Genomic DNA, 18,962 nt, shown 5'->3' with positions numbered 1-18,962 from the left:
GAAGGGTCATTGTGTCCGTGCGGCTACGTGCGTACCAGGACCGTCAGCTCCGCGTCGCGTTCGGCGGTCCAGGCGTAGGGCAGGCCGGCGTGCATGAGGTGGGCTCCGCTGTAGCGGGTTCCGCTGTCCTGGTCCAGGTAGCCGGCCGCCGGGTCCAGGTCGCGCAGTCGCAGCCGGGCGGGTCGGCCCGGTACCAGGGGCGCGCCGTCCAGGAGGCCGGTGCTCCAGGCGGTGACCACGACGCGGTCCCGGTCCCGGGTGTGGAACTGGAGCCCGCAGGTGGGGTCGGCGGGGCTGTTCAGCAGGTGTACCTCGCCGTGGTGGACCACGTCCCGCACCTGCTTGTAGCGGGCGATCCAGCCGGCCGCCTCCTCGCGCTGCCGCTCGGTCCAGGCACGGATGTCGGCGCCGATGCCGAGCACGCCGGAGATCGCGGTCACGAAGCGGAAGGCGAGGGAGCGGGGCCTGGGGTCGAACAGGCCCGGCGCGTCGGTGACCCACGAGCTCATCGTGTGGGCGGCGTGGGCGTGCAGGTATCCGTACTGGATCCTGAGCCGGTCCATGGGCGCGGTGTTGTCGCTGGGCCAGAGCACGTCGGTGCGGGCGAGGGTGGCGTGCTCGATGCGGCCGCCTCCGCCGGCGCAGCCTTCGACGGTCACCTGCGGGTGCGCGCTGCGCAGCCGGTCCAGGACCCGTAGGTAGCCGGCGACATGGGCCGCGTCCAGGTCCTGGTACTCGACGTCCCGGTCCGGTTCCAGGCCGGGGCGGCCGCGTTCGGTGGGCGGCCGGTTCATGTCCCACTTGAGGTAGCTGATGTCGTGGCTGCTGAGCAGTCGGTCCAGGGTGGCCAGGACGAACTCCTGCACCTCGGCGCGGCCGAGGTCGAGCAGCAGCTGGTTGCGGACCAGCGTGGCCGGCCGGCCGTCGAGGCGGTACACCCAGTCCGGGTGCTCGGCGTACAGCTGCGAGTCGGGGCTGACCGCCTCCGGTTCCACCCACAGTCCGAAGTCCAGTCCCAGGGCCCGGACCTTGCCGATGAAGTGGTCGAATCCTTCCGGGAACTTCTCCGGATCCGGGTACCAGTCGCCCAGGCCGCCGGTGTCGTCGTGCCGGCCCGGGAACCAACCGTCGTCCACGACGAACAGCTCCACTCCCAACTCAGCTGCGGTCCGCGCGAGTTCGAGCTGGTCGGTGGCCCGGACGTCGAAGCCGGTGGCCTCCCAGGAGTTGTAGAGGACCTTACGGGGGCGCAGCAGCCGCTCCCCCGCCAGGACGCGCTCGTACCGGTGCCACACCCGGGCCAGTCCGTCCAGCCCGTCGGGGCTGAAGGCGCAGGCCAGTACGGGTGTGGTCAGCGATGCCCCGGGAGCCAGCCGCACCGCGCCCTGGTCGGGGAGCCGCCCGGCGCGCACCCGGACCGCGCCCCCGGGTTCGGCGTCGGCGCTGATGCGCCAGTTGCCGGGCCAGGCCAGGGCGATCCCGTAGGTCGCGGTGGGGCCGTGGGCGGGCGCGGTGGCGTCCTGGACGGCGAGCCAGGGTGCGTACGCGTGCCCGGGAACGCCCTGACTGCTCGTCATCTCGAAGCGTCCCCGAGCCAGTTCCAGCTGGGTGAGCTGGAACTCCTGCGACCACTGGCCGGCCAGGTAGGTCAGCCTGGCCCGGTCGACGGGGACGTTCACGGCTGCCGAGTCGAAGCGCTCCAGGCGCAGTTCCCGGTCTCCGGTGCAGGTCAGTTCGGTCCACCGCTGGATGACGTCGGTGCCTGCGACGACCTGGTAGTGCAGGGTGGTGCGCAGTCCGAGCAGCTCGTCGTCGAAGTGCAGTCGCAGGGCCTGGTCGCCGTCCTGGTCGGCGCCGGTGAACGCGTACCAGCTGCCCCGGGGCCCGCCCGGGTGATGGGCGATCAGGTCGGCTCCGGTGAAGGCGCGCAGGCCCTGGGGCAGGTGTTCGGCGGGCGCCGCGTCGGCGGGGGTGAGGAAGTGGGTGCGGCGGGACCACTGCATCGGCGAGGGACCGGTCTCGATGCCGTGCGGCCCCCAGGCGGACAGTTCGGCCCAGCGGCCGCTCGGGTCCAGCGCCACCGCGTAGCTGGTGTGTTCGGTGCGCAGGATCCACGGGTCGGTGGGGCTCACTAGACGGCTCACTTGACCGCTCCCAGGTTGAGGCCGGCGACGAAGTGGCGCTGGAAGCGCAGGAACACGGCGACGGTGGGGGCTGCGGCGATCACCGATCCGGCGGCGATGACGTTCCACAGCGAGACGTACTGGCCCTGCAGTCCGATCAGCGATGCGGTGATCGGCATCTTGCTGTCGGTGCGCAGCACCGTGATCGCCCACAGCAGGTCGTTGAAGATCCAGGTGAACGACAGGGCGGACAGGGCTGCCAGCGCCGGCCGGGCCAGCGGCAGGATGATCCGGGAGTAGATCTGCCAGGGTCCGGCGCCGTCGATGACGGCGGCCTCCTGGATCTCGGCGGGGATGGCGCGCATGAATCCGTGCAGCACGAAGACGTAGAAGCCGACGCCGAAGCCCACCTGGACCCCGATCAGGGCGTCCAACTGGTCGTAGATGCCGATGACTTCGCTCAGTTTGGAGACCGGGATCAGCAGGATCTGCGGTGGCAGCAGGTTGCCGGAGAGCATCACCAGCAGCAGGGTGCGTCGCAGCGGCAGGTCGTAGCGGCTGAGTCCGAATGCGGCCATCGAGGCCAGCAGCAGGGACAGCAGCACCGTGGGCACGGTCACGATCAGGCTGTTGACCATGGCATGGCCCTGGCCGCCCTCGTTCCAGGCCTGACCGAAGTTGGCCAGGGTGAACGAGCGGGGCCAACTGCCCATGCCGTGTGCGGCGATGTCGTCGAACGAGCGGGTGCTGGTGACCAGCACCAGGGCGATGGGCAGCAGCCACAGCAGCGACAGCAGGCCTGCCGTCAGATGGAAGCCCGCGGTGCGGGCCCGGCGGGCGCGCACCGCGCGGGCGTTGCCGTCCGCCGGCGGCCTGGTCCCGGTCGGGGCGCCGGCGGTGCGGGTCAGGGCCTGGGTGGCGGCCATCAGCTCGCCTCCTTGAAGGCCCGGACCAGGTAGGTGGCGATCACGCCGAAGGCCAGCACGAAGATCACGACTGCCAGGGCGGAGCCGTAGCCCAGCCGCAGCGACTGGAAGGCGGTGGAGTACATGTAGGTGCTCAGCAGTTCCGAGGAGTGGTACGGGCCGCCGCGGGTGAGGGCCCAGACGACGTCGAAGGAGCGCAGCGAGTCGATCACGATGACGGAGAGCACCACTGCGTTGACGCTGGACAGTTGAGGCAGTGTCACATGGCGGAACTGCTGCCAGCGCGAGGCTCCGTCGACGCGCGCGGCCTCGTACAGCTGCGGGTCGATGCCCTTGAGGCCGGCCAGGTACAGCACCATGACGTAGCCGATCTCCCGCCACAGTGCGGGCACGATCACGGCGTAGAAGGCGGTGCTCTGGTCGGCGAGCCAGGCGTGCTGCCAGCCGCCGAGGCCGACGGCTCGCAGCACCTGGTTGATCAGGCCGTCGGGCTGGTACATGCCCTGCCACACCAGTGCGGTGGCCACCAGCGAGAAGACCACCGGGAGGAACAGCGCGGCCCGGTAGAACCCGATCCCGCGGCGCTCCTGCTGGAGCAACAGCGCGGCGCCCAGGCCGAGCGCGGCGGACAGGCCGCCGAACAGCAGCAGCCACAGCACGGTGTTCCCCAGGGCGGTGCGGAACACCGGGTCGTGCACCATCGTGGTGAAGTTGCCGAACCCCACCGACCGCGGGGCGGCCAGGCCGTCCCAGGAGGTGAAGGCCAGGTAGAAGCCCTGCAGCGCGGGCCAGAACACCCACGCCGCCTCCACCAGCAGCGGCACCAGGACGAAGGCCAGGACCAGCGGCGGCACCCGGGTGGCCCCGGATCGCCGCCGCGGCATGGTCAGCACCGCCATGTCACTTGCTCCAGATCTGCTGTGCGTCGCGCTGCCAGGTGGTCAGGATCGAGTTGACCTCCTTGGGCTTGGACAGGAAGTGCACCAGCGCGGTGTCGGCGGTCGGTTGCAGCGCGTCGCTGGAGTCCCGGTTGAAGAACTGGGTGACCTGCGCCGCGGAGGCTATGAGCTTGCGTCCCTTGACCACCAGGGGAGTCCCGTTGTCCTTGGCGTCGGGGTGGGTGGGCAGGACGGTGCCGGAGGAGTTCTTGATGTACAGCTCCTGCGCCTCGGCGGTGGCGAAGTAGGCGAGGAGGTCCTTGACCCCGGCGGCGTGCGCGGTCCGGGAGCTGGCGAAGAAGCCGTCGGCGGGCGCCTCCTCGGCCATCGGGACCTTCGGGTCGATCACCGGGAAGCGGAAGAAGTCGAGGTCGCCGAGGGCGTCCTTGGGGGCGGCGTCGGCGAAGAAGGTGCCGATCAGCATCATGGCGGTGCGGCCCTCCAGCAGTGAGGTGGTGGCGTCCTGGAACGCCAGCGCGGTGCCGTTGGGGTCGAAGAACGGCAGCGCCTGTCCCCAGTAGTCGAAGACCTTGTGGACCTGCGGGTCGTTGAAGCTGTGCTTCCCGGCCAGCAGTTCGCGGTGGTAGGTCGCGCCGTTGACGCGGATGTTGAGGTAGTCGAACCAGGCGGAGGCGACCCAGGCGGTGCCGCTGCCCGCGCCGATGCCGATCGGGGCGACGTTCTTGGTCTTGAGGGTCTGGCACAGGGCCAGGAACTCGTTCCAGGTGGTCGGCTCCTGGACGCCCCACTTGGCGAAGTTGGACTTGCGGTAGAAGAAGCCCCACCAGTAGTAGTCGGTGGGCACGAAGTCCTTCTTGCCGGTCGAGGGCGAGGTGCACAGGTCCCGCATCGCGGCCGAGTACCGGGACAGGTCCGGCCCCTGCCACAGGTCGCTCAGGTCCAGCAGCAGCCCCTGCTTGGCGTACGCCTCGGCGACCGAGCCCGGGTACCAGGTGTAGGCGTCCGGCGGGTTGGCGGAGGTGAGGTAGGTGGGCAGCTGGGTGCGGAAGGTCTCCGAGGCCACGGTGTTGAGCTGGGCCCGGGAGCCGCCCTTCTTGTTGTAGGCGGCGATCAGGGTCTCCAAGGCCGTCTTGGCCTGCGGCGAGGAGAGGTTGGACTGGAGGGTGACCGGTCCGCTGCTGGACTGGCTGGTGGGTGAGTTGCTGGATGTCTGGGTGACGCATCCGCTGAGCAGTGCGCCGGCACCCACGGCGCCGACGCCGGCGAGGAAGTTGCGGCGGTCGGTGGTGAAGGGGGTCATCTTCGATCTCCTTGGTTGCGCCCGCGAAACGGAGGGGCGGCGGCCCTTGGCGGCCCGGTCCCGCGGCGGCAGGCACAGCCTGTCGCAACGGCTGCCGGGCCGTCAAGATTAATTCCTAATTTATTATCTAGAGGTCAGAGCGTGGTCTGGTGGACGCTGCCGTCGACGCCTCGGAACGCGGCCAGCACGGAGCCGTCCGCCCCCGCGGCCGCACCCAGCGCCCCGGTGAACGCACTGCTGACGAAGCCAGCGTGCGGGGTCCAGCCCTGCCATCCCCCGGCGGTGGTGAAGCTGCGCTGCCACAGCGTGTAGTCGCCGGCCCGGGCGTACAGGTGCACCGTGTCCCCCGAGGCGACCAGGGTGGGGCTGCCACTGATCGTGCCGCCCAGCGAGGTCCAGTCCGACCAGGTGCCGGAGCTGTCCCGCAGCCGCCACCACACCGCGTCGTCCGGCGTGCGCACGGCCACGTGCAACTCCCCCGCGGCGTCGACCACGACCGAGGGCCGCCCGTAGACCGGCTGGTCGCCGGGGGCGCCGAGGGACGTCCAGTCCTGCTGGGGTCCGCGCGACCACACGCTGCCGTCGGTGCCGCGGGCGAACAGGGTCCACTGGTCCGCGCCGGAGAACGCCACCGTCGGCGCGTCGGTCAACGAGCCGCCCAGGTCCTGCCAACCGCCCCAGTGGCCGTCGCTGAGCACCCGGCGGTAGGCGTGGTCGTCGGTACCCCGGACGAACACGTCGATCCGTCCGCCCGCCGAGCCGTAGGCGGCGGGCTGGCCCAGGAACCGGCCGCCGGTCGGGCCTCCCAGGTCCGGCCCCGTCGACCAGGCGCCCTGCTGTCCGGTCCGCACCTGCAGCGAGCCGTTCTGACCACGGGTGAAGACGGTGAGCGTGGCGCCGTCGGCCACCAGGGCGGGGCTGGACGTCGAGGTACCGGGCAGCTGCGTTCCGGGAGCCGTGTCCGTACCGCTGAGGCGCAGGAACGCGGTGCCGTGCGCGGGCACCTGCACCGTGTAGGAGCCGGTGAACGCCCCGCGGTCGGCGCGGGCCCGCAGGTCCCGCACCGCCACCTTCCCGGTCAGACCCGCGTCCGCGAAGCTGACGGTGCGCTGCTGGGGCTGGTCGGAGCGGTTGAGCAGGACCACCGCGCGCTGCCCCGAGCCCTGGAGGACCTTGCTGTAGACGTCACCGACCGAGTCGGTGGCGACCCGCACGCCCTGGATGTCCAGCGGGTCCTGATCCACCGCGATGATCTCCGGGTTGCGCAGGGTGTCGATCATCGACTGCGGCAGCGTCCGCGGATCGCTGCCCAGCATCAGCGGCGAGGCCATCTCCGCCCACATCACCAACTGCGTGGTGGACTCCTCCTGCGACAGTTCCAGGCCGCCGCCCGCCAGTTGGCGCATGGGGACGAGGTAGTCCGGGTCGTTGTAGTGCCCCGGCCCCTGGGCCTCGGGGTGCCAGGCGTTGGCGTCCATGTTGCGCAGGATGTTCGGCCACTCGCCCGCCGTGGGGGTCCCCCAGGCGATGTCGGTCCCGGTACGCCACGAGTCGGCGGTGGTCGGTCCGTAGACGTAGGCGTTGTGGGCGTCCTGCGCCGGGGTGTGCGGCAGCCCCCAGTCGTCGGTCAGCGGATTGCACAGGTTCAGCAGCATCGGGCGGCCCGACGCGGCGACCGCCGCGCTGAACTGCTTGAACGCGGTCCCCGGGTCCATCTTCTCGGCGATCCCGCAGAGGAAGTCGACCTTGACCGCGTCGATCTTCCAGTCGGCGAACTGCCTGGCGTCCTGGGCGTAGTGGCCACCGCTGCCGAGCCCGCAGTTCTTGCCGTCGTACACGCCGGCGTCGGTGTAGATCCCCGCCCGCAGGCCGCGCCGGTGCAGGTAGTCCACCAGCGCCGGGATCCCGGACGGGAACCGGGTCGGGTCGGCCACCAACTGGCCGGTGACCGGGTCCCGCGGCGTGTCGGCCTGCCAGCCGCCGTCCAGCCAGACGATGTCGTAGCCGCTGTCCCGCAGCCCGCTGCTGACCAGGTAGTCGGCAACTCCCTTGACCTGGGCCTCGGTCGGCGCCCCCAGACCGTAGTAGGTGTTCCAGCCCATGTACGGGGTCGGCGCCAGACCGCTGTCGTAGAACTGCGGCGCGCCCTGGTCGTCCGCAGCGCGAGCCTGCGGCACCCCCAGAGCCACCAGCACGGCGGCACCCAGCAGCGCCGCCGCCCGCCGCCGCCCCCGCGTCATCCCAGCACGATGCGAAGTCACGTACGTCTCCCGTGAGTTGAGGCCTCTCGACACCGCATCCACGCCGGACATCGACGGCGGCGTCACGGCGAAGACTGTGGCTGGGCCCACTCAGGGCTGTCAATATTTATTGCTAATTAACTTAAATTCGGAGCGTGACCGTCGTCGGCACCCGTCAGATCTCGGCTCCCGGGCGTTCGAACTGCGCGCGGTACAGCTCCTCGTACCGGCCGCCCGCGACCAGTAGTTCCTCGTGCGTGCCGCGTTCGACGACGGTGCCCGCCTCGATGACCAGGATCTGGTCGGCGGCGCGGATGGTGGACAGGCGGTGCGCGATGACCACCGCGGTGCGGCCCTCCAGGGCCTCGGCGAGCGCCTCCTGGACGGCCACCTCCGAGGTGGAGTCCAGGTGGGCGGTGGCCTCGTCCAGGATCACCACGCGCTGACGGGCCAGCAGCAGACGGGCGATGGTCAGCCGTTGGCGTTCGCCGCCGGACAGGCGGTAGCCGCGCTCCCCCACCACCGTGTCCAGGCCGTCGGGCAGCGAGGCGACCAGGCCGTCCAGCCGGGAGCGGCGCAGCGCGTCCCACAGTTCGTCCTCGGTGGCCCCGGGCCTGGCCAGCAGGAGATTGGCGCGGACGGACTCGTGGAAGAGGTGGCCGTCCTGGGTGACCATGCCGATCGAGGCGCGGATCGAGTCCTGGGTGAGATCGCGTACGTCGACGCCGCCCAGGCGCACCGCGCCCTCGTCCGTGTCGTACAGCCGTGGCAGCAGTTGCGCGATGGTGGACTTCCCGGCGCCGGAGGAACCGACCAGCGCGACCATCTCGCCGGGCTCGGCGCGGAAGGAGACGCCGTGCAGCACCTCGGTGCCGCCGCGGGTGTCCAGGCTCGCCACCTCTTCGAGGGAGGCCAGGGAGACCTTGTCGGCGGACGGGTAGCCGAAGCGGACCGCGTCGAACTCCACGGAGACCGGGCCCTCGGGGACCCGGCGGGCGTCCGGCTTCTCGTCGATCAGCGGCTCCAGGTCGAGCACCTCGAAGACCCGCTCGAAGCTGACCAGCGCGCTCATGGCCTCGACCCGGGCACCGGCCAGCGAGGTCAGCGGGGCGTACAGGCGGGTGAGCAGCAGGGCGAGGGAGACGACGGCGCCGGGTTGCAGCTCTCCGCGAATGGCGTAGAAGCCGCCGAGGCCGTAGACCAGTGCCAGCGCCAGTGCGGAGACCAGGGTCAGCGCCGTGATGAACACGGACTGCGCCATGGCCGTGCGCACGCCGATGTCGCGCACCCGTCGGGCCCGCGCGGCGAACTCGGCGGACTCGTCGGCGGGCCGGCCGAAGAGCTTGACCAGGGTCGCGCCGGGCGCGGAGAAGCGCTCGGTCATCCGGGTGCCCATGGCCGCGTTGTGCTCGGCCGCCTCGCGCTGCAGTCGTGCCATCCGGGCACCGGTGCGGCGGGCGGGGACGACGAACATCGGCAGCAGCACCAGTGCGAGCAGGGTGATCTGCCAGGAGATGGTGAGCATCACGGCGAGGGTCAGCAGCAGCGTCACGACATTGCTGACCACACCGGAGAGCGTGTTGCTGAAGGCGCGCTGCGCGCCGATGACGTCGTTGTTGAGGCGGCTGACCAGCGCGCCGGTGCGGGTGCGGGTGAAGAAGGCCACCGGCATGCGCTGGACGTGGTCGAAGACGGCGGTCCGCAGGTCCAGGATCAGCCCTTCGCCCAGGCTTGCCGACAGCCAGCGGTTCAGCAGCCCGAGCGCGGCGTCGGCGAGGGCGATCGCGGCGATGAGCAGCGCGAGGCGGATGACGGTGCCGGTGTCCTTGCCGTTCACGATCGCGTCGACGACGCGGCCGGCGAGGACCGGGGTGGCGACGGCCAGCAGCGCGGTCGCCACGCTGAGCACCAGGAACTGGATGATCTGCCGGCGGTGCGGGCGGGCGAAGGCCCCGATGCGCTTCACGGTGGCCCTGGTGAGGGGACGGCGCTCCTGCTGCGCGCTCATCACGCTGTGCAGCTGCATCCAGGCTGTGGATTCCATGCTCATGCGGAGACTGTCCCTCGTGGCGTTTCGGTATGGCGGCCTTGAAGCCGCGGGTTCCGGAGGAAGGCATCGGGCGGCGTCGCGAGCATCATCGCAGGGTTGGCCCACCGCTTGGGCCCGGGCGTGCATCCGGGACGCCCACCCGCGACACGTGCTCGCACCGAGGGCGCTCTGCGGCAGGATCCTGGTAGCGCACGGGCCCCGTCGCCTTCCCTGCGACGGGGCTGTGCCCTCGGCGCAGCGACACCGGTACGACGATCTTCACCGACCGACCGGTTGTGGTGCAGGACCTTAACCAGTTCTGAACGAGTCCGGACATGCAACAGCCCGGTCGAGGGAGGACTGTGACGTCGCGTGTCCTGGCCCGGGTCGGTCGGGTTCCGGGCCTAGGGTCGGATCCGTGCCGTTCGATCCATCGCGCCGCAGCGTGCTGCGGCTGGCTGCCGGCGCCGTAGTCGCCACGACGGGTGCAGCCGCCTCGCCCGGCCGGGCCGGCCCGGGGAGTTTGGTCATCGCCGCCGACCAGGCGTCACGGCGGGCCCTGCTGCTGGACCCCGCCCAGGCGACGACCCGCGCGGTACCCGCCCCGCTGTGGTCCTGGGCGCCCGGCGACACTCCCGGCAACGCGCTGGCCGACCTCGCCCCGGACCGGACCTGGCGGAACGTCAGCGAGGCCAAGTGGTCCACCGCTCCGGGCCGGGCCACCGTCCTGACCTGCGCCTCGGAGGGACTTGCCGCCGCTGTGGGCGTCTCCGACGGGCAGGTGTACTGGGCCGCCGCGATCCCCGGCGCCAACCTGCACACCCTGGAGTGGCTCCCCGGCGGCGACATCGCCGTGGCCGCCAGCACCGCCGGCTGGGTGCGCCGCTACGCCGCCTCCCTCGGCCCCCGCTCGACCTCCTGCTCCCAGTACCCGCTGCCCGGCGCGCACGGACTGCACTGGGACGCGACGACGGGCCTGCTGTGGGCGCTGGGGGACGATCTGCTGGTCGCCCTGGCCGTGAACGGTCCGGACGGTCCGGACGGTCCGGACGGTCCCCGGCTCACCGAGGCGGCCCGCTACCGGCTGCCGGACCACGGCGGGCACGACCTGGCCGCGGTCGCCGCCGACAGCGACCGGCTCTGGGTCACCACCAACGCCCACGTCCACCAATTCTCGCTCGGCACCCGCAGTTTCCTGCCCGGTCCCGTGCCGGCCGAGGTGGACCGGTCGCAGGTCAAGAGCATCGGCGACGACCCGGCGACCGGGCAGATCCTGCTGGTCTCACCCCGGGTCGCCACGCCGCAGTCCGACAACCCCTGTGCCTGGTGCACCTCCACCATCGAACTCCTCGCCCCCACCGGCGAGGCGACCCTTCCCGGTTCCGGCCTCTACAAGGCCCGCTGGGCGGGCCGGTGGCCGGGCGTCACACCAGGACCGCCCCCACGACCAGCGCCGCGACGCCGATGAGCAGGGCCACCACGCCCCAGGCCAGGTCCGACGTCCGGGAGCGGTGTTCGGCCGCGAGGTCCGCGGTGAAGACGGCCGGGTCGGCGGGCGAGTAGTGGATGGTGACGTCCCGTCCGTAGGAGCCGGCGGGGTCGGGCAGCCCTGACGAGCAGTAGGCGGTGACGGCCGTGCCCTCGTGGGTGGTGAAGGCGACGACCGGGGTGTCACTGGTGGTCGTGTGGCCGTCCTCGTCGGTGCGGACGTCCCTGAGCACCGCGACGACCCGGCCCGGGACACCGCCCGAGGAGCTCAGCGTGTCGATGCGGCGGCTCAACTCGCTTGCGTTCTGCGGCAGGTAGCACACCCCGCAGAGGGTCCACGGCCCGCCGAAGCCGAGCAGCGCCCAGGGCCAGCCCCAGTCGACCGCGGCGAGGGCGACCAGCCCGGCGTAGACCAGGAAGACCGCGCAGTTCGGCCCGCCGAGTCCGCGCCGGCCTGCCTGGAGGTCGTCGGTGAACTTGAAGGCGTGCGGCCTGCCGGGCGGATAGCGGATGCCGATCTCCCGGCCGGTCCAGGCCGTGCTGACCCGGTCGCCGTGCTCACCGTCGTTGGTCACGGTGAACTCCTGCCCGGTGGAAGGGTCCTGGAAGGAGACGACCACCGGTATCCCGTCCGACCCGGAGCTGCCGTTCCGGGGTTCGCGCACCCGCTCGATCCGTCCCGTCACCCTGACCGCCCGCTGGGCCCGGGTCACCCCGGCCAGCGACCGCCCGTACCCCAGCAGCGCCAGGGCGCCGAACACCGCACACCACAGCGCCAGACAGCCGTGCCAGCCCATGCGTCTTCCTTCTGCCCTTCCGCGGACGGGTCCATCGAGCACACTGCCTTCGCGGTCAGCCCACCGGGCTGCGCCGCACCACCCTGCCCTGTCCGTCCGCCTCCAGCGAGGCCGAGCCCCCGGGTCCGGTCACCCCGATCCGGATGGTGAGCGAGCTGGTGAGCCGGTCGACGCTGAGCTGCCAGGTCTGCGGGGAGTGCACGCCGAGGGTGGTGACCGCCTCCTGGACCAGGGCCGGGAAGCGCTCGTACGGCAGCGAGCCCGGGTCAAACTGCAGGGCTTGCGTGCCGGTGGGGGTGGGGGTGAACACGATCGACAGCAGCCGGTCCTGCACCACGACGGTGAGTGCCTGGCGGGTGCCCCTGCCCTTGGTGAGCGAGTCGACGGCCCGGCGCAGCTCGCCCCGGTCCAGGAACGACTGGCCCGGACCGAGGGTGACCGTGCCGCTCGCCGATGTCTCCACCGTGCTGGACCAGGTGGAGGAGACCGACACCGAGGGCTGCGCGCCCGAGGGCGGCCGTGCGGCGGTGTCCTGGGCGAACAGGTCCGCGCGGAACAGCAGGACCACGGCGGCCGCGCCGAGCAGCAGTCCGACCAGTGCGACGAGGCCGAAGGAGCAGCCCTCCTGGGATTCGCGCGCCACCGCCGGCCCGGGCACCGTGTCGAGTCGGGCCCCAGCCACCCGGTCCTCCCACTCCGGCGTCGGCCGTTTCACGATCCTGGCCCGCCACGGCCGGTCCGGCGGGTACTGGACCACCAGGACGCCGCGCGGGCGGTAGTCGGGCAGGTCGACGCGGTTGATGTCCTGGGTGATCTCGACGCGGAAGCCCGGCGCGTCGTCCGGCACCACGGAGAGGTCGAACCGCACCGGCACGTCGCTCGGCTCACCGGTGGTGGCGTCCATGCTCTCGATCATCGCGAGGGCCGTGCGGGGCGCGACCGCGGCCTCCCGGTCGCGCTGCCTTCTGACCCCGAGGAAGCAGAGCAGCCCGTAGCCGGCGGCCAGGCCCGACCCGGTGCCGAAGAGCGGTCCGCTGTTGACGACCGCACCCACCACCAGGGCGGCCAGCGAGGTGCCGATCACGCCCCCCGTCACGAGTCCCCGGGCGAGGGTGAGGGAGGTGCCCGACCTCGGCTGGGTACCGGGCTTGGGCAGGGTGCCCGTGGTGATCGTCATACCGGCGATTGTGCCGGGCCGGGGTGCCCGGCGGACGCACTTCCGCGGAACCGTCCGGGACGCTTTCGCCCCGCTCCCGATCCACTGCGCAAAGTAGACTAATCTCGCATTTCCACGAGAAGCCGGGTATCCCCTAACGCCGGGAGCGCTCGCATGGCGGACCAATCGGTGCGTGGCCCGACCAGCTACGACCCACGGAGCAGACCGGCACCGTCGGCCGCCGGGACCGACCTGCTGGCGCTCAACGGCATGGGCAGCTTCGACTGGGACCTGGAAGCCGGGACCTACCACCTCGACCCGGTCGGCCTGGACGTGTTCGACCTGCGGCCGGAGGACTACGACGGCCGCCCGGCCTCGCTCGCGAGCAGCGTCACCCACGAGGACGGCCTGCGCCTGGACGCCGCGGTGACCCTGGCCATCCAGGCCGGCCACCTGACCTTCGCGGCCTACTTCCAGGTGGTCTGCCGCGACGGCTCGCTCCGCTGGGCGCACACCCAGGGCCGCATCCTGCGCGACGAGCAGGCCCAGCCCTACCGGATCGTGGGGATCGTCCGCAACGCCGACGAGGAGCTGGCGCACGCCGAGGCGATGCGCACGCTGGGCGCCGACCGGCGCCGCCAGACGGACTTCGTGCGGGCCACCACCGAGGCCCTGGCGCGGGCGCTCACGGTGCAGGACGTGATCAACGTGGTCACCGACAGTGAAGGGCTGCGCCGGTTCGGCGCCGACGGACTGGCCCTGGGCCTGATCGAAGGCAGCAGCATGCGGCTGGTCGCCGCCACCCACCCGCCCTCACCAGCGCTCCGGGCCCAGGACGACTTCTCGCTCACCCGGTTGGACGACCAGCTGCCGCTGGCCGAAGCCGTCCGCACCGGCCGCCCGCAGTTCATCGGCGACCAGGACCAGCTCTGCGCCCGCTTCCCCAGGCTGCGCCCCTACGCGGACCAGATGGGCATCAACGCCGGCGCCTTCCTCCCCCTGATCGCCCAGGCACGCACCCTCGGCGCGCTGGGCCTGTACTACGGCGACAGCCACGAGTTCAGCACCGAGGACCGCAACATCTGCATCGCCCTGACCAGCGCCGTGGCCCAGTCCCTGCAGCGCGCCGTGCTCTTCGACCAGGAGCGCGAGTTCGCCACCACCCTGCAGACCACCATGCTGCCCCGGCGGATCCCGCAGATCAGCGGCGGCGAGGTGGCCGTCCGCTACCGGGCCGGACGCAGCGGACGGGAGGTGGGCGGGGACTGGTACGACGTGATCCCGCTGCCGCACGGCCGGGTCGGGCTGGTGGTCGGCGACGTCGAGGGGCACGACAGCCACGCCGCCGCCATCATGGGCCAGCTGCGCATCGCCCTGCGCGCCTACGCCGCCGAGGGCCACTCCCCCTCCACCGTCCTGGCCCGGGCCTCGCGGTTCCTGGCCGAGCTGGACACCGAACGCTCCGCGACCTGCATCTACGTCGAGGCGGACCTGGAGACCGGGGTGCTCCGGCTGGCCCGGGCCGGCCACCTGGAACCGCTGCTGCGGCACCGCGGCGGCCGCACCGGCTGGCCCGCGGTACGCGGCGGGCTCCCGCTGGGGATGGCCACCGCCTTCGAAGCCGACGACTACCCGGAGACCCGGCTGCACCTGAACCACGACGGGGTGCTGCTGCTGTGCACCGACGGTCTGGTCGAGCGCCCCGGCCAGGACATCGCCGAGGGCATGGCGGCGCTCGCCGCAGCCCTGCAGTCGGGACCGCTCCGCACCGAGGAGCTCGCCGACCACCTGTGCCACGAGGGGTCCGGACGGGCGGGGACCGAGGACGACATGGCGCTGCTCCTGCTGCGGCGCACCTCGGCCGCCGGCGGCCGGGTGCCGATCCGGGCGGTGCTCCACATCCACCAGGCCGATCCGGAGGGACTGGTCGAGGCCCGCGCCGTGCTCCGGCAGATCCTGTCCGGCTGGGCGGCCACCGGTCCGGTCGGTGACATCGAGCTGGTGGCGGACGAGCTGATCACCAACGCGCTGGTGCACACGGACAGCGGTGCCACGCTGACCGTCGAGCTCCTCGGCGACGCCGGACCGCGGGTGCGGCTGGAGGTCCAGGACTCCTCCAGCGAGTGGCCCCGACGCCGGACCCCGGGCGAGACCGCCACCTCCGGCCGGGGGCTGCTGCTGGTGGACGCCCTTGCCGAGCGCTGGGGGGTGCAGCCGCTGGGCTCCGGCAAGAGCGTCTGGTGCGAGTTCCCACTGCCCGCACTGTGAGCGACGGGAGGCCTGCGAATTAATTGACATTGTCAACCATGTAGGTTTACCGTCGATCTATTACTTGAACACATGAACCATCAAGGTCCTCAAGCCTCAGGGAGCACCTCCATGACCGCCGTCCTGTTCGTCGTCACCGGCGCCACCCACTGGACCCTGGCAGACGGGACCCTGCACCCCACCGGCTTCTGGGCCGAGGAACTCGCCGAGCCGCACCGGATCTTCAGCGAAGCGGGCTACCGCATCACCGTCGCCACCCCCGGCGGGGTCCCCGCCCCCGTCGACCGGGCCAGCCTGGCCGCCGAGGCCAACGGCGGCCAGGAACAGGCCGACCGGCTCAGCGCCTACCTCGACTCGATCCGCGACACGCTGGAGGCCCCGGCCAAACTGGCGGAAGTGGACCCTGACACGTTCGACCTGGTCTTCTACCCGGGCGGCCACGGCCCGATGGAGGACCTCGCAGTGGACCAGGACTCCGGCCGGATCCTCACCCGCGCCCTGGACTCCGGCAGGCCCCTGGGCGTGGTCTGCCACGCACCGGCCGCGCTGCTCGCCGCCCGCCGCGAGGACGGCAGCTGGCCGTTCGCCGGCTACCGGATGACCGCCTTCACCAACGCCGAGGAGACCGCGGCCGGCCTCGCGGCCAAGGCCCGGTGGCTCCTCCAGGACCGCCTGGTCGAGCTCGGCGCCGACTTCGTCGAAGCCGCGCCGTTCGCCCCGCACACGGTGGTCGACCGCAATCTCTACACCGGCCAGAACCCGGGTTCCTCCGCCGAGCTGGCCCGCACGCTGGTGGACGCCGTCTCCGTCGACCCGGCCACCGTGGTGGCCCGGGTGCGAGCCACCTTCGACACCGGCCGGACCAGGCCGCTCGCGTGGCGGCTGGGCCAGCTGAACGCCCTGCGCGCGCTGCTGGTGGAGCAGTCCGACGCGTTCCTCGCCGCGCTCAACGCCGACCTGGGCAAGAGCGCGACCGAGGCGCAGCGCAGTGAGGTCGGGTTCGTCGTGAACGAGATCGACCACACCCTGGCGCACCTGGAGCAGTGGCTGCGCCCGAAGCCCGCCGGCGTGCCTGCCGCCTTCATGCCCGCCGAGGCGCGCGTGGTGCGCGACCCGCTCGGCGTCGTCCTGATCATCGCCCCGTGGAACTACCCGCTGCAGCTCGCGCTGGCGCCGCTGGTGGGCGCTCTCGCGGCGGGCAACACGGCCGTGCTCAAGCCCAGCGAGATGGCCCCGGCGACCTCCGCCGCGATGGCCCGGCTGATTCCGCGCTACCTGGACCGGGAGGCCGTGGCCGTCGTCGAGGGCGCCGTGGCGGAGACCACCGCGCTGCTGGAGCAGCGTTTCGACCACATCTTCTACACCGGCAACGGCGCCGTCGGACGGATCGTCATGACCGCCGCCGCCAAGCACCTCACCCCGGTCACCCTGGAGCTGGGCGGCAAGAGCCCCGCCGTGGTCGAGCCGGGCGCGGACCTGGCGGTCACCGCCCAGCGGATCGCCCGCGGCCGGTTCCAGAACGCCGGCCAGACCTGCGTCGCCCCCGACTACGTACTCGCCATCGGCGCCACCGCCGCCGCGCTGGAAGCCGAACTGGTCACCGCAGTAAGGGCGTTGTACGGGGAGAACCCGGCGACCAACAGCGAGTACGGACGGATCGTCAACGAGCGCCACCACGACCGGCTCACCGCGCTGCTGGCCGACGGACGGATCGTCACCGGCGGCACCCACGACCGGGCGAGCCGCTACCTCGCACCGACCGTCCTGGCCGACGTCTCGCCCGAGGCCCCGGTGATGCAGGCGGAGATCTTCGGCCCGGTCCTGCCGATCGTCGCCGTACCCGACCTCGACGCAGCGATCGCCTTCATCAACGAGCGGGACAAGCCGCTCGCCCTGTACGCCTTCACCGAATCGGAAGAGACCAAGCAGCGCCTGACCGAGGAGACCTCCTCCGGCGGTCTGGTCTTCGGCCTCACCGTCGCGCACCTGGCCGTACCCGAACTCCCCTTCGGCGGCGTGGGCGAGAGCGGCATGGGCCGCTACCACGGCGAGTACTCCATCGACACCTTCAGCCACCTGAAGGCCGTCCTGGACAAGCCCATCGCCTGACGGTTCGTCTCTGCGGCATACCGTACGGTCGGATCGGGTCGGTACGCTGACCCTTCCGACCGGAACGACCCAACAGGGAGAGACTGCGTGAAGGTGGCAGCGATCCACCACGTATCGGTCATCGTCTCGGATCTCGACGCGGCCCTCGACTTCTACACCCGTGTGCTCGGCTTGTCCGTCCGCACCGACCGCCCCGACTCCATCGGCCCCGGCGCCTGGCTCGACGCCGGAGGGCAGCAGGTTCATCTCCTACCAGGCGATCCGCCTCCCGCCCGCGGCCAGCACTTCGCCGTACTCGTCGATGACCTGGACGCCACCGTCGCCGAACTGCGCGCCGCCGGCCTGCGGGTGAGCGATCCGGTGCCTGTCGGCAGCGCCCGTCAGGCATTTCTGGCCGATCCAGCGGGAAACGCCATCGAACTGCACGAAGCCGCCACGCCCTGAACGACCGGGGGCGAACCGCCGATGCCCGCGCTCCAACCCCGGATGAAGGCCAGGTTCCGGCTATGACCGAGAGGACCATCGACGTCATCCGGGAGGCGTTCGCCGAGCCGGACGAGTTCACCTCCTCCCCGCTGTACCGCGCGCTCAGCCGTACGGTCGCCGCCGAGGAACGGCTGCTCGCCCTGGCCGCGCGGGGCCGGGCCGGGCAGTACCCGACCTTCCTGTTCTTCGGCGCGGTGCACCAACTGCTACTGGCGGGCGCGGAGCATCAACTCGCCCGCTACTACCCCTCGGTGGCGGGCCCTGACGCGCTCGCCCCGGACGAGGCGGCCGGGCCCGCCCTGCTGGACTTCTGTCTGCGTCACGAGACCGAGCTGACCGGGCTGATCAGCACCCGGCTCGTCCAGACCAACCACGTGCAGCGGGCCCTGGGCCTGCGCATCGGGCTGGCCGAGATCGCCCGGCACACCGACGCGCCGGTTCACCTGATCGAGGTCGGCACCAGCGCCGGCCTGAACCTGCGCTTCGACCGCTACGGCTACACCCTCGGCGGCCGCCGCTACGGCGACCCGGCCTCCCCGGTGCAGCTGGTCGCCGCACTGCACGGCCCGGACACCCTCCCCGACCTGGACGTGCTGCCCGCGACGGCCAGTGTCCACGGCGTCGACCTGAACCCGGTCGACGTGCGGGCGCAGGCGGACCGCCGCTGGCTCGAGGCCCTGGTCTGGCCGGAGAACCTGGACCAGCGCAGGCTGCTCGCCGCGGCGCTCGACGTGGTCGCCGCGGACCCGCCGCAGGTGCTGCGCGGTGACGCCGTCGACGTGCTGCCCGCGCTGGCAGCGGACCTACCGCCGGGCGAGCCGCGCGTGGTCTTCCACTCCGCGACCCGTCTGCACGTGCCGCTGGATCGGCGCGCCGCGTTCGACGCGGCGATCACCGCCGTCGGCACAGCCGGCCCGCTGTGGTGGCTCTGCGTCGAGGACGGCCCCGACCCGGATCCTCGGCCCGCGGCTTCGCGCCGCGACCGCATCGGCCCGGCACTGCGCCTGCGCGACCCCGACGGCGACGACCACACCCTCGCCGTGGTCGAGGGCCACCTGCGCTGGGTCGAGACACTCCAGGCCGATCCCGACGACTCCAGTCGACTCGAAGGCGACGAAGAAGGGCGCTTTGCCCGGTAGAG

13 protein-coding genes are annotated in these 18,962 nt (G+C 72.0%); 5 read left to right on the top strand and 8 right to left on the bottom strand.

The window, feature by feature from the left end:
• Positions 1 to 23: 23 nt before the first annotated feature.
• The 6 genes from ABUW04_RS10115 to ABUW04_RS10090 form a co-directional block, all read right to left on the bottom strand.
• Positions 24 to 2,144, bottom strand: coding sequence for an alpha-galactosidase (locus ABUW04_RS10115; RefSeq protein WP_380564180.1), 2,121 nt, complete (start codon positions 2,142 to 2,144; stop codon positions 24 to 26).
• On the bottom strand, positions 2,141 to 3,049 hold the full coding sequence (locus tag ABUW04_RS10110; protein WP_380564179.1) for a carbohydrate ABC transporter permease: 909 nt from the start codon (positions 3,047 to 3,049) through the stop codon (positions 2,141 to 2,143). Before ABUW04_RS10110 ends, ABUW04_RS10115 begins: the two co-directional genes overlap by 4 nt.
• Positions 3,049 to 3,948 carry a carbohydrate ABC transporter permease gene (locus ABUW04_RS10105; RefSeq protein WP_380564178.1) on the bottom strand — a complete coding sequence of 300 codons (900 nt, stop codon included), beginning with the start codon at positions 3,946 to 3,948 and terminating at the stop codon, positions 3,049 to 3,051. Before ABUW04_RS10105 ends, ABUW04_RS10110 begins: the two co-directional genes overlap by 1 nt.
• A gap of 1 nt (position 3,949) precedes the next feature.
• Positions 3,950 to 5,248 carry an ABC transporter substrate-binding protein gene (locus tag ABUW04_RS10100; protein WP_030254911.1) on the bottom strand — a complete coding sequence of 433 codons (1,299 nt, stop codon included), beginning with the start codon at positions 5,246 to 5,248 and terminating at the stop codon, positions 3,950 to 3,952.
• Between the two features lie 134 nt (positions 5,249 to 5,382).
• Positions 5,383 to 7,488 carry a glycoside hydrolase family 27 protein gene (locus tag ABUW04_RS10095; RefSeq protein ID WP_380564177.1) on the bottom strand — a complete coding sequence of 702 codons (2,106 nt, stop codon included), beginning with the start codon at positions 7,486 to 7,488 and terminating at the stop codon, positions 5,383 to 5,385.
• Positions 7,489 to 7,663: 175 nt separating this feature from the next.
• Positions 7,664 to 9,538: an ABC transporter ATP-binding protein gene (locus tag ABUW04_RS10090; protein ID WP_380564176.1), complete on the bottom strand. Its 1,875-nt coding sequence runs from the start codon at positions 9,536 to 9,538 to the stop codon at positions 7,664 to 7,666.
• A gap of 397 nt (positions 9,539 to 9,935) precedes the next feature.
• Between ABUW04_RS10090 and ABUW04_RS10085 the strand changes: the two genes are divergently transcribed.
• Entirely contained in the window at positions 9,936 to 10,985 is a 1,050-nt protein-coding gene (locus ABUW04_RS10085) for a DUF6528 family protein (protein WP_380564175.1), read from the top strand.
• Here ABUW04_RS10085 and ABUW04_RS10080 read toward each other — a convergent pair.
• Both ABUW04_RS10080 and ABUW04_RS10075 read right to left on the bottom strand, forming a co-directional pair.
• On the bottom strand, positions 10,942 to 11,802 hold the full coding sequence (locus tag ABUW04_RS10080) for a DUF3592 domain-containing protein (RefSeq protein ID WP_380564174.1): 861 nt from the start codon (positions 11,800 to 11,802) through the stop codon (positions 10,942 to 10,944). The two genes, ABUW04_RS10085 and ABUW04_RS10080, sit on opposite strands and share 44 nt — an antisense overlap.
• 55 nt (positions 11,803 to 11,857) lie before the next feature.
• Positions 11,858 to 12,979 (bottom strand): hypothetical protein, encoded by a 1,122-nt coding sequence (locus tag ABUW04_RS10075; protein ID WP_380564173.1) that lies wholly within the window; start codon positions 12,977 to 12,979, stop codon positions 11,858 to 11,860.
• Between the two features lie 153 nt (positions 12,980 to 13,132).
• On the opposite strand from ABUW04_RS10075, the gene ABUW04_RS10070 reads away from it, so the two are divergent.
• The 4 genes from ABUW04_RS10070 to ABUW04_RS10055 all read left to right on the top strand — a co-directional run bounded on the left by ABUW04_RS10070 (position 13,133) and on the right by ABUW04_RS10055 (position 18,960).
• On the top strand, positions 13,133 to 15,226 hold the full coding sequence (locus tag ABUW04_RS10070; protein WP_380564172.1) for a SpoIIE family protein phosphatase: 2,094 nt from the start codon (positions 13,133 to 13,135) through the stop codon (positions 15,224 to 15,226).
• Between the two features lie 72 nt (positions 15,227 to 15,298).
• The gene (locus ABUW04_RS10065) at positions 15,299 to 17,335 is read left to right on the top strand and encodes an aldehyde dehydrogenase family protein (RefSeq protein ID WP_380564171.1); all 2,037 of its coding nucleotides are present in this window, start codon (positions 15,299 to 15,301) and stop codon (positions 17,333 to 17,335) included.
• A gap of 87 nt (positions 17,336 to 17,422) precedes the next feature.
• Complete coding sequence (locus ABUW04_RS10060; RefSeq protein WP_380564169.1) at positions 17,423 to 17,779, top strand: VOC family protein; 357 nt, start codon at positions 17,423 to 17,425, stop codon at positions 17,777 to 17,779.
• A 62-nt stretch (positions 17,780 to 17,841) separates the two neighbouring features.
• Positions 17,842 to 18,960 carry a DUF2332 domain-containing protein gene (locus ABUW04_RS10055; protein WP_380564167.1) on the top strand — a complete coding sequence of 373 codons (1,119 nt, stop codon included), beginning with the start codon at positions 17,842 to 17,844 and terminating at the stop codon, positions 18,958 to 18,960.
• Positions 18,961 to 18,962 lie beyond the last annotated feature (2 nt).

The organism is Streptacidiphilus jeojiensis (genome assembly GCF_042510965.1).
GTDB lineage: Bacteria > Actinomycetota > Actinomycetes > Streptomycetales > Streptomycetaceae > Streptacidiphilus > Streptacidiphilus jeojiensis.
This window is presented reverse-complemented; position numbering and strand designations above follow the sequence as displayed.

Excerpts from the sequence above, each read along its gene's own strand:
- ABUW04_RS10070 (WP_380564172.1), top strand. The coding sequence starts at position 13,133 with ATGGCGGACCAATCGGTGCGTGGCCCGACCAGCTACGACCCACGGAGC.
- ABUW04_RS10100 (WP_030254911.1), bottom strand. The coding sequence starts at position 5,248 with ATGACCCCCTTCACCACCGACCGCCGCAACTTCCTCGCCGGCGTCGGC.
- ABUW04_RS10065 (WP_380564171.1), top strand. The coding sequence starts at position 15,299 with ATGAACCATCAAGGTCCTCAAGCCTCAGGGAGCACCTCCATGACCGCC.
- ABUW04_RS10090 (WP_380564176.1), bottom strand. The coding sequence starts at position 9,538 with ATGAGCATGGAATCCACAGCCTGGATGCAGCTGCACAGCGTGATGAGC.
- ABUW04_RS10095 (WP_380564177.1), bottom strand. The coding sequence starts at position 7,488 with ATGACGCGGGGGCGGCGGCGGGCGGCGGCGCTGCTGGGTGCCGCCGTG.
- ABUW04_RS10075 (WP_380564173.1), bottom strand. The coding sequence starts at position 12,979 with ATGACGATCACCACGGGCACCCTGCCCAAGCCCGGTACCCAGCCGAGG.
- ABUW04_RS10110 (WP_380564179.1), bottom strand. The coding sequence starts at position 3,049 with ATGGCCGCCACCCAGGCCCTGACCCGCACCGCCGGCGCCCCGACCGGG.
- ABUW04_RS10105 (WP_380564178.1), bottom strand. The coding sequence starts at position 3,948 with ATGGCGGTGCTGACCATGCCGCGGCGGCGATCCGGGGCCACCCGGGTG.
- ABUW04_RS10080 (WP_380564174.1), bottom strand. The coding sequence starts at position 11,802 with ATGGGCTGGCACGGCTGTCTGGCGCTGTGGTGTGCGGTGTTCGGCGCC.
- ABUW04_RS10055 (WP_380564167.1), top strand. The coding sequence starts at position 17,842 with ATGACCGAGAGGACCATCGACGTCATCCGGGAGGCGTTCGCCGAGCCG.